The 15,908-nt window shown below is 70.3% G+C and carries 12 protein-coding genes; 3 read left to right on the forward strand and 9 right to left on the reverse strand.

Going from position 1 to position 15,908, the window contains the following annotated elements; all coding sequences use genetic code 11:
* Positions 1-6 precede the first annotated feature (6 nt).
* From JW876_01145 to JW876_01160, 4 genes are all read right to left on the reverse strand, one after another.
* On the reverse strand, positions 7-831 hold the full coding sequence (locus tag JW876_01145; GenBank protein MBN1884112.1) for a HAMP domain-containing histidine kinase: 825 nt from the start codon (positions 829-831) through the stop codon (positions 7-9).
* Positions 832-915: 84 nt separating this feature from the next.
* Complete coding sequence (locus JW876_01150) at positions 916-1,893, reverse strand: response regulator (GenBank protein MBN1884113.1); 978 nt, start codon at positions 1,891-1,893, stop codon at positions 916-918.
* 306 nt (positions 1,894-2,199) lie between these two features.
* Positions 2,200-3,210, reverse strand: coding sequence for a tRNA (adenosine(37)-N6)-threonylcarbamoyltransferase complex transferase subunit TsaD (gene tsaD / locus JW876_01155; protein ID MBN1884114.1), 1,011 nt, complete (start codon positions 3,208-3,210; stop codon positions 2,200-2,202).
* A 5-nt stretch (positions 3,211-3,215) separates the two neighbouring features.
* On the reverse strand, positions 3,216-3,554 hold the full coding sequence (locus JW876_01160; GenBank protein ID MBN1884115.1) for a P-II family nitrogen regulator: 339 nt from the start codon (positions 3,552-3,554) through the stop codon (positions 3,216-3,218).
* A 121-nt stretch (positions 3,555-3,675) separates the two neighbouring features.
* On the opposite strand from JW876_01160, the gene JW876_01165 reads away from it, so the two are divergent.
* A complete protein-coding gene (locus JW876_01165; protein ID MBN1884116.1) occupies positions 3,676-6,618 on the forward strand; it encodes a hypothetical protein in 2,943 nt (980 codons plus the stop codon).
* Between the two features lie 695 nt (positions 6,619-7,313).
* On the opposite strand, the gene JW876_01170 is transcribed toward JW876_01165, so the two are convergent.
* The 4 genes from JW876_01170 to JW876_01185 all read right to left on the reverse strand — a co-directional run bounded on the left by JW876_01170 (position 7,314) and on the right by JW876_01185 (position 12,525).
* Positions 7,314-9,668, reverse strand: a complete 2,355-nt coding sequence (locus JW876_01170) for an ABC transporter permease (protein ID MBN1884117.1) — start codon at positions 9,666-9,668, stop codon at positions 7,314-7,316.
* 130 nt (positions 9,669-9,798) lie between these two features.
* The gene (locus tag JW876_01175; protein MBN1884118.1) at positions 9,799-10,488 is read right to left on the reverse strand and encodes an ABC transporter ATP-binding protein; all 690 of its coding nucleotides are present in this window, start codon (positions 10,486-10,488) and stop codon (positions 9,799-9,801) included.
* A gap of 37 nt (positions 10,489-10,525) precedes the next feature.
* Positions 10,526-11,215, reverse strand: a complete 690-nt coding sequence (locus JW876_01180) for an ABC transporter ATP-binding protein (GenBank protein ID MBN1884119.1) — start codon at positions 11,213-11,215, stop codon at positions 10,526-10,528.
* 59 nt (positions 11,216-11,274) lie between these two features.
* Entirely contained in the window at positions 11,275-12,525 is a 1,251-nt protein-coding gene (locus JW876_01185) for an HlyD family efflux transporter periplasmic adaptor subunit (protein ID MBN1884120.1), read from the reverse strand.
* 348 nt (positions 12,526-12,873) lie between these two features.
* Here JW876_01185 and JW876_01190 point away from each other — a divergent pair, with 348 nt between their 5' ends.
* Both JW876_01190 and JW876_01195 read left to right on the forward strand, forming a co-directional pair.
* Positions 12,874-14,250 (forward strand): sigma-54-dependent Fis family transcriptional regulator, encoded by a 1,377-nt coding sequence (locus JW876_01190; GenBank protein ID MBN1884121.1) that lies wholly within the window; start codon positions 12,874-12,876, stop codon positions 14,248-14,250.
* Positions 14,240-15,586 carry an ATP-binding protein gene (locus JW876_01195; protein ID MBN1884122.1) on the forward strand — a complete coding sequence of 449 codons (1,347 nt, stop codon included), beginning with the start codon at positions 14,240-14,242 and terminating at the stop codon, positions 15,584-15,586. The genes JW876_01190 and JW876_01195 overlap by 11 nt, the downstream gene beginning before the upstream one ends.
* Positions 15,587-15,598: 12 nt before the next feature.
* On the opposite strand, the gene JW876_01200 is transcribed toward JW876_01195, so the two are convergent.
* A partial coding sequence (locus tag JW876_01200) for an ACT domain-containing protein (protein MBN1884123.1) occupies positions 15,599-15,908 on the reverse strand: 310 nt, incomplete at its 5' end.

Below are 15,908 nucleotides of genomic sequence, written 5' to 3' on the forward strand. Positions count from 1 at the left end.
ATCCGTCTATCCGATGCGGTCGGTCGCCGACGGCGACCGCTCCGGCACCGGCACGTCGAAGGACACCGTCGTGCCCCGCCCGGGCTCGCTGTCGATGTTGACCGCGCCGCCCATCATCTCGACCACGTTCTTCACCAGCGCGAGGCCGAGTCCGAGTCCCTCTTCCCCGCTGCGCGCCGCGCCGCGGTAGAAGGGATTGAAGATCTCCCGCATGTCCTCCGGCGGGATCCCCGGGCCGCCGTCGATCACGCGGACGATCAGGACGCGCCCCCCGATCCCGCCCCGCCGCTCCATGCGCATCTCGGCGGCGACCGTGACCGGCACGTCGTCCCCGCCGTACTTGAGGGCGTTCGACAGCAGGTTCTCGATGACGACCTCGATCGCCTCGCGCGCCACGTACAGGGGCGGCAGCGCGGGATCGACCCGGTTCCGCACGTTGGCAGCGCCGGAGCCGATCCGCCCGCGCACCCGGTCGACGAGCGCGTGCAGGTCGACGACGTCCAGTTCCGGCTGCGAGCCGTCGCCGCTCTCGGCGCGGAGCATGCGGACGAAGGACTCGATCAGCTCCTCCATCCGGGCGATCGCCGCGCGGATCTTGCTGAAGTAGCGCTCGGCCCGCTCGTCGCCGTCCACCCCCCCGATCTCCTCGACGAGCTGCAGATACCCGCTGATCGACGTGAGCGGCCGGATGAACTCGTGACCGACGACGAGACACGCCGACTCGAATACGGCGCGATAGCGGTCGATCGTGCGCCGGAGCTCGAGGATCTCGGCCTCGTGCTCCTGCGTCTCCGGTCGCCGCGGAGTCTCCGTATCAGTCGCTCGGACCACCGCTGCTCCTCCGGCGTCGCCGGCTTCGGGGCCGGCCGCGCCCGAACAATCTCCCCCCCGTCCGTCCGCCGCCCGGCCCTCCGCTCAGTTCTCGACCGTCTCGGAGGCCGCCTGGATCTTGCGGCGTTCGCGGACCACGATGCTCCCGGACATCCCCTTGCCGAAGGACTTGAGCTCGGAAGCGATGTCGCTGACCTGAGCGAAGTGCTTGAGGCGCTGGCCTTCGTCCATGACGATGGCGATCGTCAGCGACATGAGGGGAACGCGCTTTATCTCTCCCAGCCGGTTGCGGACCTCGAGGTAGCCGCGCCGGATGTCCTGCTCCTTCATGAGGACCAGCGAGCCCTTGTCGAACTCGTCGATGATGTGGCGGGCGATGAACTCCGCCCGGGCGGGAGAGGTGATGATGACGAAATCGTCTCCGCCGATGTGTCCGACGAAGTCGTTCGATCCGCCGAGTGAATTGACCGACTCGGTGATGATGTCGGCGAGGAACAGGATCGATTCGTCACCCTTCTGGTAACCGTAGTAATCGTTGTACGCCTTGAAATTGTCGATGTCCATGTAGAGGAACGCGTAGGCTTCCTTCCGCTCGATCCGGTGCAGCAGCTCCTTCTCGATCGCCCGGTTGCCCGCGAAGCCGGTGAGCGGGTTGGCCTCCTTCTGCTGCTTGCTCCAGTCGATGACGTTGCCGACGCGCAGCAGCATCTCCTCGTTGGAGTATGGCTTGATCAGGTAGTCGTTCGCTCCGTCCTTGAGCCCCTTGATCTTGTCGGGCAGATCGCTCTTCGCCGTCAGCATGATGACGGGGATCTGGCAGGTCTGGAAATCCTGGCGGATGCGGCGGCAGACCTCGAAGCCGTCGATCTTGGGCATCATCAGGTCGAGGATGATGAGGTCGGGCTGCTCCCGCCTGACGAGCTGCAGGGCCTCCTCGCCGTTTTCCGCGGTGACGACCCGGTAGCCGTTCTTCTCGAGCTGGAACTGGAGGATGCGGCGGATGTGCTCCTCGTCGTCTACGACGAGGATCTTGTACGCGTCGCAGCTGTCTCGGTCGGTCATCGGTCGAACCTCGTCCTGCATCCGGTTGCATGTCGGCCGCACACGAAGCGTTATGGCGCATCGGGGTTTTCGCAATTACTGTGCCAAGCCCCGGAACGGGGCCCGCCGCCAGGGGGCGGGGGCAATCCGATTTCATATTCCCATGTACGCCAGCATGTTGCGTGCCTGACGGGTTGCGCGGACAGCGTCACGCCGCCCGGTGCGCCGGGGCGGGTTCGTGCAGAACGGCATGCGGCGTGTGCGGCTCCCGGCGCGGGCGGGGAGAAAGAACGAGGCGAAAAATGCCGGTTCGGGGCGGGCGGGCCGTCAAGCCCAGGAGAAGAGCCGGCCGCGGGGGAAGGTGTTGAGGTCGAGGCCGTCATGCCGCCCGGCGCGCAGATGGTGCGCGGCGGCGCAGGCGATCATGGCGGCGTTGTCCGTGCAATAGGCGGCCGGCGGCCAGGAGACGGCGACGCCCCCGGCCTCCGCGCGTCCGCTCATCGCCTCGCGCAGCCGCGAGTTCGCGGCGACGCCGCCGGCGATGCAGACGCGCCCGGTCGGCCGGAGCGTTTCGGCGAGGAGCGTCTTCTCGACGAGGATGTCCACGATCGCCTCCTGCGCCGAGGCGGCGACGTCGGCGACGAGTGCGTCGTCGAGGCGTCCGAGGGCGTCGACCTTCAGGCGGACGGCCGTCTTCAGCCCCGAGAAGGAGAAGTCGCAGCGTCCCGTATTGCGGAGGGCCCGCGGAAAATCGAAGGCCGCCCGGTCGCCCGCCGCCGCCGCCCGGTCGATGGCGGGGCCGCCGGGCCAGGGAAGCCCGAGGAGCTTGCCGATCTTGTCGAAGGCCTCGCCCGCCGCGTCGTCGCGGGTGCCGCCGAGGAGCTCGTAGGAACCGATGCGCTCCACGTGGAAGAGCTGGGTGTGGCCGCCGGAGACGACGAGGACGGTCGCCGGCGTCTCGAAGGGGCCCTCGAGCGCGTTCGCCAGGATATGGCCCTCGATGTGGTGGATGCCGACGAGCGGCAGGTTGGCGCCGTAGGCGAGCCCCTTCGCGAAGGAGAGCCCGACGAGGAGGGATCCCACCAGGCCGGGGCCGTTCGTGACGCCTATCCCGGCGAGGCTGCCGGGCTCGACGCCCCCCTCCGCCATGACCCGCTCCCAGAGCGGGAGCAGCGCGCGCATGTGCGAGCGGGAGGCGATCTCGGGAACGACGCCGCCGTAGAGGTCGTGATCGAGCTGGGCCGCCGTCCGGTGGACCGCGACGCCGCCGTCGGGGGAATAGAGCGCGCAGGAGGTGTCGTCGCAGGAGGTCTCGATGCCGAGGTAGAGTTCGTCCATCCGGGCTAGAGCGCCTCCTCGCCGCTCTCGCCGGTCCTGACGCGCACGATGTCCTCGACCGGCGAGACGAAGATCTTGCCGTCGCCGACCTGTCCCGTCCGGGCGGCGGCCACGATCGCCTCGACGACGCGGTCGACGTCCTCGTCGCGGACGACCGTCTCGACCTTCACCTTGGGCAGGAAATCCACCTGGTACTCCGAGCCGCGATAGAGCTCCGTGTGACCCTTCTGGCGGCCGAATCCCTTGGCCTCGGTGATGCTCATGCCGGTGACTCCCGCCTCGGTGAGGGCGTCCTTCACCTCGTCGAGTTTGAAGGGCCTGATAAAGGCCTCGACCTTCTTCATCGGTCCTCCTCGCGTCCGTCGGAAACGCTGGCCTTCCGGCCCCGGGCGGTGATACGCTGCGCATGCCCGCCGGAAGAGAGCGTACCGCAAATAACCCGGGCCGCGCAAGCGGCCTTTCGCGATGAAGACGACACCGGACATCGTCCGACTGCTGCTCGATCCCGACAGGGACGCCGACGCCGCGCGAATCTTCCAGTCGGCGGGATTCGCCGATCCGCCGAAGGCGGCCGCCCTCTGGCGCCGCCTGCGCGCCGCCGCCGACCCGGCGGCCGACCGGGTCGCGATCCTCTTCGACGACATCGCCGCTTCTCCCGATCCGGACATGGCCTTCCTCAACGTCGCGCGTCTCGCCGACGCGGCGATCGATCCCTCCGCGCTCCTCGCCTCCCCCCTGTTCGGGCGTCCCCTCTGCCCGATGCTCGTGCGGCTCTTCTCCTCGAGCTACTGGCTGGCCGACATCGCCATCCGCAACCCGGGATACCTGTGGTGGCTCATCGAGCGGCGGACGATCGAGCGAAAGACGGAGGCGAACGCCATCCGCCGGGAGCTGGCCGCGCAGCTCCGGCCCTTCCGCGACGAGCGGCGCCGGATCAACAGCCTGAAACGTATCCAGCGCCGCGAGATCCTCCGGATCGGCACGCGCGACCTCCTCGGCCTCGCCGGCGTCGAGACGGTCGCCCGGGAGCTCGGCATCCTCGCCGACGCCGTCATCGAGGCCGCGCTCCTCATCGCCGGCGGCGAGGCGGCCGCCGAGGCGGCCGGCGGCGGTCGGCCCGGAGCGGAGAGCGGCGCCGACGCAACGCAGCCCGATCCGCCGCCGGAGGGATTCGCCGTCGTCTCGCTCGGCAAGCTCGGCGGCCTGGAGCTCAACTACTCCTCCGACATCGACCTGCTCTACGTCTACGACGCGAACCTCGTCGACCGCGGCCGGGCGACTGACCTCGCCCGCCGGCTGACGGCGATCCTCGCCGAAAAGACCGAGGAGGGGATCCTCTACCGCGTCGATCTCCGCCTGCGGCCCGACGGCGAGAGCGGCCCCGTCGCCGTCTCGACCGGCGAGCATCTCGGCTACCTCCAGGGGCGGGCGCGCTTCTGGGAGCGGCAGGCGCTGCTCAAGGCGCGCGTCTCGGCGGGAGACCGCGAAACGGGCGCCGCCTTCCTCGGCAACTGCGAGCGCGTCGTCTTCAACCCGCTCGCCGAGCCCGTGCCGCTCGGCGACATCCTGGCGATGCGCGAGCGCGGGCTGCGCCTGCTCTCCCCGGAGCGCCGAACCGACGACATCAAGCGGATGCCCGGCGGCATCCGCGACATCGAGTTCCTCGTGCAGGCCCTCCAGCTCGTGTACGGCCGGCACCGCCCCGACGTCCGCGGCACGAACACGCTCGACGCCCTGGCGCGCCTCGAAGAGCACGGCCTCCTCGCGCCGGGCGTCCACGATACGCTCGCTGACGCCTACCGGCTCTTCCGGACGGTCGAGCACCGGCTCCAGCTTTTCAGGGGATCGCGCACCCACCGGCTCCCCGCCGGCGGGGAGGAACTCGCCCGCCTCGGCGGGCGCGTCGCCTACAGCGGGCTCGCCCGGTTGCCCGCCCCCGCCGGTTTCAGCGCGGCGCTGGGCAGCTCGATCGAGCGGGTGCGGGGAATCTTCGAGGGATTCTTCCCCGCGGGCGCCGGGGAGGAGATCCCGCTCCTCCTCTCGCTGCCCCCCGGCGAGGAGGCCGCCCTCCTCCTCCTCTCGCGCTACGGGATCGCCGAGGGGGAGAGCGCGCGCCGGTTCATCGACTCGCTCGTCTACGGGGACTTTCCCCGGCTCGAGGGGCCCGGCACGCTCGCCGCCGCCGTCCGTCACCTTCCCGCCGTCCTCGAGGCGGTCGGCGCCACCCCCGACCCGTCGCTCACCCTCCGCAACCTCGTCCGGATCGTCAAGGCCACCGGGGCGGTCCGCACCACGCTCGAGCTGCTCGGCCGCGGCGGCGACCTTTTGCGGCTGTTCCTCGCCGTCGCCGCCCTCTCGACCGACCTCTCCGACCTGCTCGCCAACCGGATCGAGCTGCTCGACCGCCTCGCCGCCGGCGCGGGACCGCCGCCCGCCCCGTCCGGCGGCGACGCCGGGACGGTCGCGCGCTGGCGAGCCGAATCGACGCTCTTCCTGCACTGCAAGGCCCCGCCGCCCGGCGCCGGGCGGCGCCGCATCGCCCCGCGGCTGACGGCGATCGTCGAGGCCGCGCTCGGCGCCCTCTTCGGGGAGGCGGGCGGCGACGAGGCGGGGATCGCGCTCTTCGCGCTCGGCTCGCTCGGTGCCTGCGACGTCCGGGCGGGCAGCGACCTCGACATCGTCCCGGTCATCGGCGACGGCGGCGACCCGCAGGCGGGAGTCGTGGCGGTCCGGCAACTCATCGATCTCGCCTCCCGCGCCGGCGTCGGCCAGGTCGACGCCCGCCTGCGCGGCGAGGGCGGCGGCGCGCCGCTCGTCCAGACGATCGGGCGGTACCGGCGCTATTTCGCCGGGCGGGCCTCTCTCTGGGAATTGGTCGCCTTCACCCGGTGCCGCTTCGTCTGCGGCCGGGCGGCGACCGGGGCGGCCTTCGCCACCGCCCTCCCCGGCATGCTCGACATCGACCGGTTCCGGCCCGGCCTCGCCGACCGTTTCCGCGGGGAGCGTCGCCGACTCGAGTCGCTCGCCGCCGGCCCGCGCGACGTCAAGCACGCGCCGGGAGGGCTCTACGACATCCACTTCATCGCCGCGGGAGCGCGCCTCCTCGTCGACCCGGCATCGGCGCCGGGCACGGTCGACGCGGCGCTCGGCCGCCTCGTCGACGCGGGGCTCCTCGAAGCGGCGGAGCGGACGATCCTCGTCGACGCGCTCGACCGCTTCTGGCTCGTGCAGCACGCCGCCGCGCTCCACGGCATCCCCTACCCGCCCCTGGCCGGGCGGGAGGCCTTCATGGATGGCTACCTCGAGCGATTCGCGGGAACGGGCGGGACGGCGTTCGTTCGGTGGCTCGACGGCGCCCGCGCGGACGTCCGGGCCGTCTTCGAACGCTATCTCTCGCGCGTGACGTGACGGGGGTCATCGCCCGCCGGGCCGGTCGTTTGCCGGGAGATTACGGAGCGGAAGAGAAACGCGGGGCCGGGCGCGGCCACGGATTCATGGTCTCCGGGCGTCGCCGCTGACGGCGGGCACCGGATCACCTGGACTGGCGCATCCATTCACCTTCAACCCATTTTCGGCCGCACCCGGTCCGCAAACATGCCATATCGGGACGTCGGCCCGCGGCGCCCCGCTCCGGGGAGCCGGGCCGCGGGCATAAAAAAATCGGGCGTGGATGGAGGCGTCGACCGGGGAGTGCCTGCCGACGCCCGAGCGGCTGGAGGTGAGGTGGGTCATTGCGCTTGCGCTCACCGTCCAATACGGAATGTCCACGCCCGAATGCGTCTCCGGCGGGTGCCGGCGGGGAAGGGATGGGGTCCCTGTCTGTAATATGCGAATCGGCCCCTCTTTGTTCCACGGATAATTCACCGTTCTTCCCTTCCGCCGCTGTCCGGCGTGACCTCCTCCGCCCCGGCGGGGCGAGCCGCCCCGCCCCCGGGGAGTTGCAGACCGGTTTGTTTCGATCCGCGCCCCCACCACCCGCCGGGAAGACTATCAACACGCGTGCCACACTTGTAATGCCTTGTTATACAATGTCTTGGTGATATCTTCGCGGGTCGCGCGTGTCCGGCGACGGCACACCGCCTGTCCGCTGACGGACAGTGCCGTCACTCGCAGCGCAGCGCCCGCGCCGGCTCGACGGAGGCGGCGCGAAGCGCCTGCGCGCAGACCGAGAGGATCGCGACGAGGACGGCGAGGCCGCTCGCCCCGATGAAGACAGCCGGCTCCAGCGGTGTCGCGTACGCGAAGCCGCCGAGCCAGCGGCGCATGAGCAGCCACGAGACGGGCCAGGCCACGAGGGAGGCGAAAAGGACGAGCCGCGCGAACTCGGCCGAGAGCATCATGACGATCCGCGCCCGCGACGCCCCGACCGCCTTGCGGATGCCGATCTCCTTCGTCCGCCGCTCCGCCGTGAAGGAGGCGAGGCCGAAGAGACCGAGACAGGAGAGGAAGACGGCGAGGCCGGAAAACCACGCGAAGACTCGCCGCAGCCGGCGTTCCCCGACGTAGCGGTCGCCGAGGGCCTCTTCGACCGGCCTGATCTCGAGGGGGGCTCCCGGGACCGCCTCCTCCCAGGCAACGCGCAGGCGGTCGAGGGCGTCGGTCGCCGGGGAGAGCCGGATGTAGAGATGCTTGTAGTGTGCGGAAACGGGCATCAGCAGGAGGGGCCGGATCCGGTGGTGGAAGCTCTCGAAATGGAAGTCGGCGCAGACCCCCACGATCCGCCCCGGCCAGAAGAGATCGAACCGCGTCCCGACCGCCTCCGCCGGCGCCATGCGCCGCGCCCCCTCCTCGTTGACGACCGCCGCGGCCGTATCGGCCCCGTAGATCGAGCCCTCCAGGATTTGGACGCCGATCAGGTCGAGGAAGGAGGGGCTCGCCGACAGGTAGGAGATGAGCACCGGGAGGGGATCGGTTCTTCCCTCGAGGGAGAAGGCGCCCGTCGTGTAATGGGACATGACGACCGGATCGTTCGAGGCGGCGGCGACGGCCTCGACGGCCGGGTCGGCGAGAAGCCGGCGGCGCACGTCGTCGAATCGCCCGGCCGTGCCCCGGTCGATCGGCGCGGTGTAGAGCCGCTCGGTGTCGAATCCCGGGTCGCAGCCGAGGATGTAGTCGATCTGCCTGGAGACGGTGGCCGTTGCGACGAGCAGGGAGATGGCGATCGCGAACTGCGCGACGACGAGGATCCGCCGCATTCGGGCGCCGCTTCGCCCCGCCACCGTCCGCCCGTGGAGGATCGCCGCCGGATCGTCGCGGGCCAGCGCGACGACGGGGAGCACGCCGGCGACGGCGACGGCCGTGGCGACGGCCGTGGCGGCGAGGAGGGCGAACCACGGCGCTGCCGTCCCGTCGAACGCGGGCTCGACGCCGGCGATGCGGCCGAATCGGGGCAAGAAAAGCTCCACCGCCACCGCTGCGAGGGCGCCGGCGATCACGGTGAGCACGACCGCCTCCGTCGAAAGGAGCCGGAGGATATCCGCGCCGGCCGCGCCGGCCGCCTTGCGGAGCGCGATCGAGCGGAGGCGCTGGCCGGCGCGGGCCGTGGCGAGGTTCACCGCGTTCACGCAGGCGAGCAGGAGGATGAAGAGGCCGATCCCCGCGAAGAGGGCGACGAAGCGGATATCGCCGCGCCACGGAAGGGAAACGCCCGAGAGGCGCGCCGAGCGGAGATGCACGTCGCGGAGGGGCTGCAGCCGGAGGGCGGCCGCGAACGAGGAGACGCGCCCGCCGAGGAAGTTCCGCACCGAGGCGTCGACCGCCTCGCGGTCGGCCCCCTCCTCGAGGAGGACGAAGGTCATCACGGAATGGACGTCCCATGATTCCGTGTCGATCTCCATGAACGGATAGAAGGACGGGATGTTCTCGAGACGGGCGAGAAAGGAGAAGCGGATGCTGGAGTTCGCTGGCGGATCGGCCGCCACGCCGGTGACGATGAACCAGTTCCCGTCGTTCACCTCGATCAGGCGTCCGACGGGATCCTCGTCGCCGAAGTACCGGGCGGCCGCCGAGGCCGTGAGCACCACGGCATCCCGCCGCGACAGGGCCGTCGCCGGGTCGCCGCGCAGGAGGGGGAAGGAGAAGACGCGGAGAAAGGCCTCGTCGGTGAAGACGAATCGCCGCTCGAAGCCGAACCGGCCGCCGCCCCGCACGGCGACGAGGGTGAAGGGCCGCAGCGCGGTGGCGTCGGCGACGCCCTGCACGCCGCGCAGGGCGGAAGCCAGCGGAATGGATGTGGCCCAGTAGACGGCCGCCGTGTCGTCGCGATCGTCCTCGGCGAGGATGCGGTGGATGTGGTCGCCCTTCTCGTGGAAGCGGTCGTAGGAGAACTCCCCCACGATCCAGACGAAGATGAGCAGGCTGCTCGCGATCCCCACGGCGAGCCCGGCGACCGTGACGATCGCGTACAGCCGGTTCCTCGCGATGTCGCGAAGCGTACAGGAGAGATCGTGTCGCAGCATCGCGTCTCCTCGTCGCCGCGGCCCGTGGAAACGGAGCCGCCGCAGGCCCGCGCCGCCCGCGATGGAGGCCGCCGCCGGCTCGCGGCCCGCGGGAACCGGGCCCTCCCCGGCGGCGCCCCACCGCCGTCCGTCAGTTCTGTTCGTCTGCGACGATCCACCCGTCCTTGAGGTGGACGACGCGGCTCCCGTACGAGGCGTTCTTCTCCGAGTGCGTCGCCTGGACGATGGTCGTCCCTCCCCGGTTGAGCTTGGCGAAGAGCTCCATGATCTCCTCGCTCTCCTCCGTGTGGAGGTTGCCCGTCGGCTCGTCGGCGAGGAGGAGGTCGGGATCGGCCACGACGGCGCGCGCCACGCCGGCGCGCTGCTGCTGGCCGCCGGAGAGCTGGCCCGGGCAGAGGCTCTCCCTGCCGGCGAGGCCGAATCGTGCGAGCATGTCCCGGACCCGCTTTTCGCGCTCCGTTTTCGGCGTCTTCATGTAGAGCAGGGGCATCTCGATGTTTTCGCGGACGGTGAGGTCGTCGATGAGATGGTAGCTCTGGAAGATGAATCCGACGTGCGCCCGGTAGAGGTCGGCGCGTTCCCTCGCGCCGAGATCCTGGATCGGCTCGCCGAGAAACCGGTACTCGCCGCCGGTGGGCGAGTCGAGCATGCCGATGATGTTGAGGAGCGTCGTCTTGCCGGCGCCGGAGGGGCCCATGATCGTCACGAACTCGCCGCGATCGACGTCGAGGTCGATGCCGCGCAGCACCCAGGCGGTGAGCGGACCGTGACGGTGGCTTTTCTCGATGCCCCGCATCCGGATGAGCGGCTTTTCCGGCATGACGTCCGTCCCTTCCCGCCGCCCGCGCGGCGGTCGCTCACGCGAGCGGCGTGCCCGCGATGTTCTCCGTCACCACCGCGCCGTCGATCAGGTGGACGACCCGCCGCGCGTACTCGGCATACGTCGGCGAATGCGTCACCATGACGATCGTGGTGCCGTCCTCGTTGAGCCCGGCGAGCAGACTCATCACCTCGTCTCCGTGCGACGAATCGAGATTGCCCGTCGGCTCGTCCGCGAGGATGAGCCGCGGCCGGGCGATGACCGCGCGGGCGAGCGCGGCCCGCTGCTGCTGGCCGCCGGAGAGCTGCTGGGGAAAATGATTGCGCCGCGGCATGATCTCGAGCCGGGCCATCACTTCCTCGACCCGCCCCCGCCGCTCCCGCGCGCCGACGCCGAGATAGAGGAGCGGCAGCTCGACGTTCTCGAAGATCGTCAGCTCGTCGATCAGGTTGAAGCTCTGGAAGACGAACCCGATGTTGTGCTTTCTCACCGCGGCCCGCTGCCGCTCCGACAGGTTCGAGACCTCCTCGCCGAAGAGGAAGTACCTGCCGGCGGTCGGGCTGTCGAGCAGGCCGAGGACGTTGAGGAGAGTGGATTTGCCGCAGCCGGACGGCCCCATGACCGCCACGAACTCCCCCTCCTCGATCTCGATGCCGACATCGTTGAGGGCGGTCGTCTCGACCTCCTCCGTCCTGAAGACCTTCTCGAGATGCTCTGTCCTGATCATCGCGTCCCTCTCTCCTCTCTCCGCCGTGCACACCCGGTGGCCGCCCGCGGGCGACCCGCTCAGTTCCGCAGGACGAGGACGTCGGCGTCCCCGAAGGCATCGTAGGCCGAGGTGACGACGCGGTCGCCCGGCTCGAGCCCCGCGATCACCTCGTAGAAGTCGGGATTCTGCATCCCGAGCGTGACGAACCGCCGTTTCGCCGAGGCGTTGTTCTCGTCGAGGAGGAACACCCAGCGGCCGCCGGTCTTCTGGCTGAAGCTCCCCCGGGGGAGGAGGACCGCTTCGGAGACGTCGCCGAGCTCGATCCGCACGCGCACCGTCTGCCCGCGCCTGATCGCCGGGGGCTCGGCCCCCTCGAAGGTCATGTCCACCTCGAATCTCCCGTCGACGACCTCGGGATAGACCTTCTGCACGAGCAGGCCGAACCGCTCGCCGCCGATGTCGACGGCGCCCCGCCGGGCGATGTCCACCCGCTGGATGTAGTATTCCTCGACGGCGAGCCGGATCTTGAAGCCGTCGAGGACGTCGATCTGGCCGAGCCGCTCTCCCCGCGATTTCGACTCGCCGGCCGCCGCGTTCAGGGAGGTGAGATGGCCGGAGACGGGCGCGCGGATGACGAGGTTGTCGAGATTCTTCCTGACGACGTCGAGATTCGCCTCCATCCGCGCGAGCGAGGCCTCGATCTGGCCCACCTGGACGGCGCGGAAGAGGCTGTCCTGCGCGTGCGTCCGGAGGGTGAGCAGCCGGCGTCCGACGAGGTACTCGTACTCGTCGCGGGCCGACTCGTACTCCTGCTCCGGCACGAGCCCGCGCGCCGCCAGCTCGCGCCGGCTCTCGTAGCCCCGCCGGCTCTCCTTGATGCGGTAGTCCAGCTCGTGGAGCTCCGTGCGGAGGGCCAGCTCGTTCTGCGCCATCGCGAGCCGCGTGTTCCGGAGGTTGTTGCTCTGCTGGAAGAGCTCGGCCTCGCGGTACATGATGTCGAGGAGCAGGTCCGTGTTGGCGAGCCGCATGATCGGCTGTCCCGCGGCGACCATCGCTCCCGCCTCGAGACAGACGGTATCGACCCGCCCCCCCTCGACGGCGTCGAGATAGATCGTCCGGATCGGGATGACCGTGCCGGGGACGGTGACGTACTCCTGGAAGGGGCCGCGCTCGACGGTGGAGACGGTGATCCGTTCGCGCGGGACGTCGAGCCGGTCGCCGCCGGTCGACACGACGAGTCGCCAGGCGACGACGAGAACGACCGCGGCCGCGACGATCGCCGCGATCCGGGCCGGCGTCCGGCGGTTCTTCTCGATGATCCTGTCCATTGCCTTCCTTCGATCGCCCCCCGCGCGGAACAGCGGGTTCAAGGACCGTGCCTGCCGCCTATCTTCCCCCCTGGCAGACGGATACGCCCGAATGCCCCCCCGGGGAGGTGTCCGGCTCCGCGACAGGAGGTGTCCGCATGCGGACACCCGCCGGCGCACCGGCCGCCCCCGCCGTCACTGCTGCCCGCGCAACCGGGTGCCTGTCATCCAGTTGCCTGTTCGCCGGCCGGCGCCCGGCCCGGAACGAAACCTGCAGGGCTTCCCGCTCGACGGCGGAAAAAACCCTGTTCGGCCGCGGCCGGATCGGCTATCATCGCCCGGGAACGGACACTCGGCGAAAGGACCCCGATGTCACGCAGATACGGCTCGATCCTGATCGTCGACGACGACGAGGACGTCCTGTTCGCCGCGCGCCTCTTCCTCCGCCAGCACGTGGCGTCCGTCCAGGGGGAGAGCGATCCCGAGAAGATCCCCGCCCTCCTGCGCGCCGGCCGCTTCGACGCCGTCCTGCTCGACATGAACTTCACCCGCGACGTGACGAGCGGCCGGGAGGGGTTCCACTGGCTCGAGCGTATACTGGAAATCGACCCCTCGACAAGCGTGATCCTCATCACGGCCTACGCCGACGTCGACATGGCCGTGCGGGCGATCAAGGAGGGCGCGAGCGATTTCATCGTCAAGCCGTGGCAGAACGAGAAGCTTTTGGCGACGGTGAACGCGGCGCTCCGCCTGAGCCAGTCGCGGCGGGAGCTGGACAATCTCCGCTTCCGGCAGCGGCAGCTCAGCGACGATCTCGACCAGCCCTTCCACGACTTCATCGGCACCTCCCCGCCGATGCAGCAGGTCTTCGAGATCGTCGAGAAGGTCGCCGTGACCGACGCGAACGTCCTCGTCACCGGCGAGAACGGCACGGGCAAGGAGCTCGTCGCCCGCGCCGTGCACCGCCGCTCGCCACGCGCCGCCGAGGCCTTCGTCAAGGTGGACATGGGCGCCTTGAGCGGATCGCTCTTCGAGAGCGAGCTTTTCGGCCACGTGCGGGGCGCCTTCACCGACGCGCGCGAGCACCGGCCGGGCCGCTTCGAGATCGCCTCGGGGGGCACGCTCTTCCTCGACGAGATCGGCAACCTTCCCCTCGACCTCCAGGCAAAGATCCTCACGGCCCTCCAGAACCGCCGCGTGACCCGCGTCGGCTCGAACACGCCGCGCGACGTCGACATCCGGCTCATCAGCGCGACGAACATGGATCTCGGCCGGATGGTCGGCGAGGGCCGCTTCCGCCAGGACCTCCTCTACCGGATCAACACCGTCGAGATCCGGATCCCGCCGCTCCGCGAGCGTCCCGACGACATCCCGCTCCTCGTCGACCACTTCCTCGCGGGCTACGCGCGCAAGTACCGCCGCCCGCAGCTGCACGTCGGCGCGGGGACGATCCGGAAGCTCCAGCGGTACCGGTGGCCGGGGAACGTCCGCGAGCTCCAGCACGCCGTCGAGCGGGCCGTCATCATGGGGTCCGGGTCGTCGCTCGGCCCGGGGGACTTCCTCTTCCCCGCCGCCGAGCGGGAGGGCGACGGGCTGGCGATCGACTCCTACGATCTCGAGGAGATCGAGAAGACGGTCATCCGCAAGGCGATGACCCGGTTCGGCGGCAACGTGAGCCGCGTGGCCCGCGAGCTCGGGCTGAGCAGGGCGGCCCTCTATCGCAGGCTGGAGCGATATGACCTCTAGGGATTTCCGGCTGCGCATGCTCGTGCGGATCGCGCTCCTGTGTTTCAACGCCGGCCTTCTCCTCTTCCTGCTCCTCCGCGCCTCGCTGCCGGCCACCACGGCCCTCGCCGCGCTCGTCCTCGTGCTCCAGGCCTGGTCGCTCGTCGCGTCAATCGAGCGGACCAACCGCGATCTCGCGCGGTTTCTCGAGTCGATCGAGTTCTCCGATTTCTCGATCGGCTTCGAGCGGGGCCCGGGCGGCCCCTCCTTCGACGAGCTCCGCGCCGCCTTCACCGCGGTGATCGCTCGCTTCCGCGAGATCAGCCTCCAGCGAGAGGAGCAGGCCCGCTACCTCAACTCCGTCGTCCAGCACGTGGGGATCGGCCTCGTCGCATGGCGCGACGACGGGACGATCGAGCTCGTCAACACCGCGGCGAAGCGGCTTTTCGACGTGCCCCGCCTCGCCTCCATCGACGATCTCGCGCGGATCTCCCCGCCGCTCCGCGCTCGCCTCGAGGCGCTGCGCCCGGGGGAACGCGATCTCGTCACGGCGACGATCGGCGGCCGCATGCTCCAGATCTCCGTCTTCCTCACGCGGCTCAGGATGCGGCGGCGGGTCGTCACCCTCGCCTCCTTCCAGAACATCAGCCCGGAGCTCGACGAGCGCGAGATGGCGGCCTGGCAGAACCTCGTCCGCGTCTTCACGCACGAGATCAAGAACTCGATCACGCCGATCGAGTCGCTCGCCTCCACCCTGGAAGGCTTCCTCGCCGCCGACGACGGGCGCCTCGCCGCGGCGGCCGGCGACGACGCCGGCGACATCCGCGACGCCCTGAAAACGATCCGCCACCGGAGCCGCGGGCTGCTCCAGTTCGTCGACGCCTACCGCAACCTCACGCACATCCCCAAGCCCGAGTTCCACGCCTTCCCGGTCGCCGGGCTCGTCGAGCGCGTGGAGACGCTCGTCGTGCGGGGGGCGGGAGACGGACGGATCTCGTGCCGCCGCTCGGTCAAGCCAGAGACACTCGAGCTCACCGCCGACCAGCGCCTCGTCGAGCAGGTGCTGATCAACCTCGCCCTGAACGCCGTCCAGGCGATCGCCGGCCGCCCCGACCCGCGCGTGGAGATCGCGGCGGCGAAGAACGAGCGCGGCCACGTCTACATCCAGGTCACCGACAACGGACCGGGGATCGGACCCGACCTCGTCGAGCGGATCTTCGTGCCCTTCTTCAGCACGAGGAAGGACGGCTCGGGGATCGGCCTGAGCCTCTCGCGGCAGATCATGCGGCTGCACCGCGGCGAGCTCACCGTCGAGTCGCGCCCCGGCGAGCAGACGACCTTCACCATGCTCTTCTGAGATTCAGGCGGGTCAGGAGGAGGCGAGCGCGTCGACGAGCCGTCGCCGCACCCGCTTCATCGCGGCGGCGTCGGCGAACTTGCCTCCCGCGGCGTCCCGGACGTAGAAGGAATCCGCCGCCGTGACGCCCTGCGTGGCGACGAGCGCCGTCCGGATGTCGAGCCCCTCCTCCCCGAACACGCGCGTGATGCGGTAGAGGAGCCCCGGGCGGTCCTGCGCCGTCACGTCGACCACCGTGTCGCTCGCCGAGAGATCGTTGTCGAACTCGACGGCGGCGGGCACGGGGATCGCCTCCCTGGCGAGCCGCCGCCAGCGGGAGACG

It is taken from the genome of Candidatus Krumholzibacteriota bacterium (assembly GCA_016931295.1).
Classification (GTDB): domain Bacteria; phylum Krumholzibacteriota; class Krumholzibacteriia; order Krumholzibacteriales; family Krumholzibacteriaceae; genus JAFGEZ01.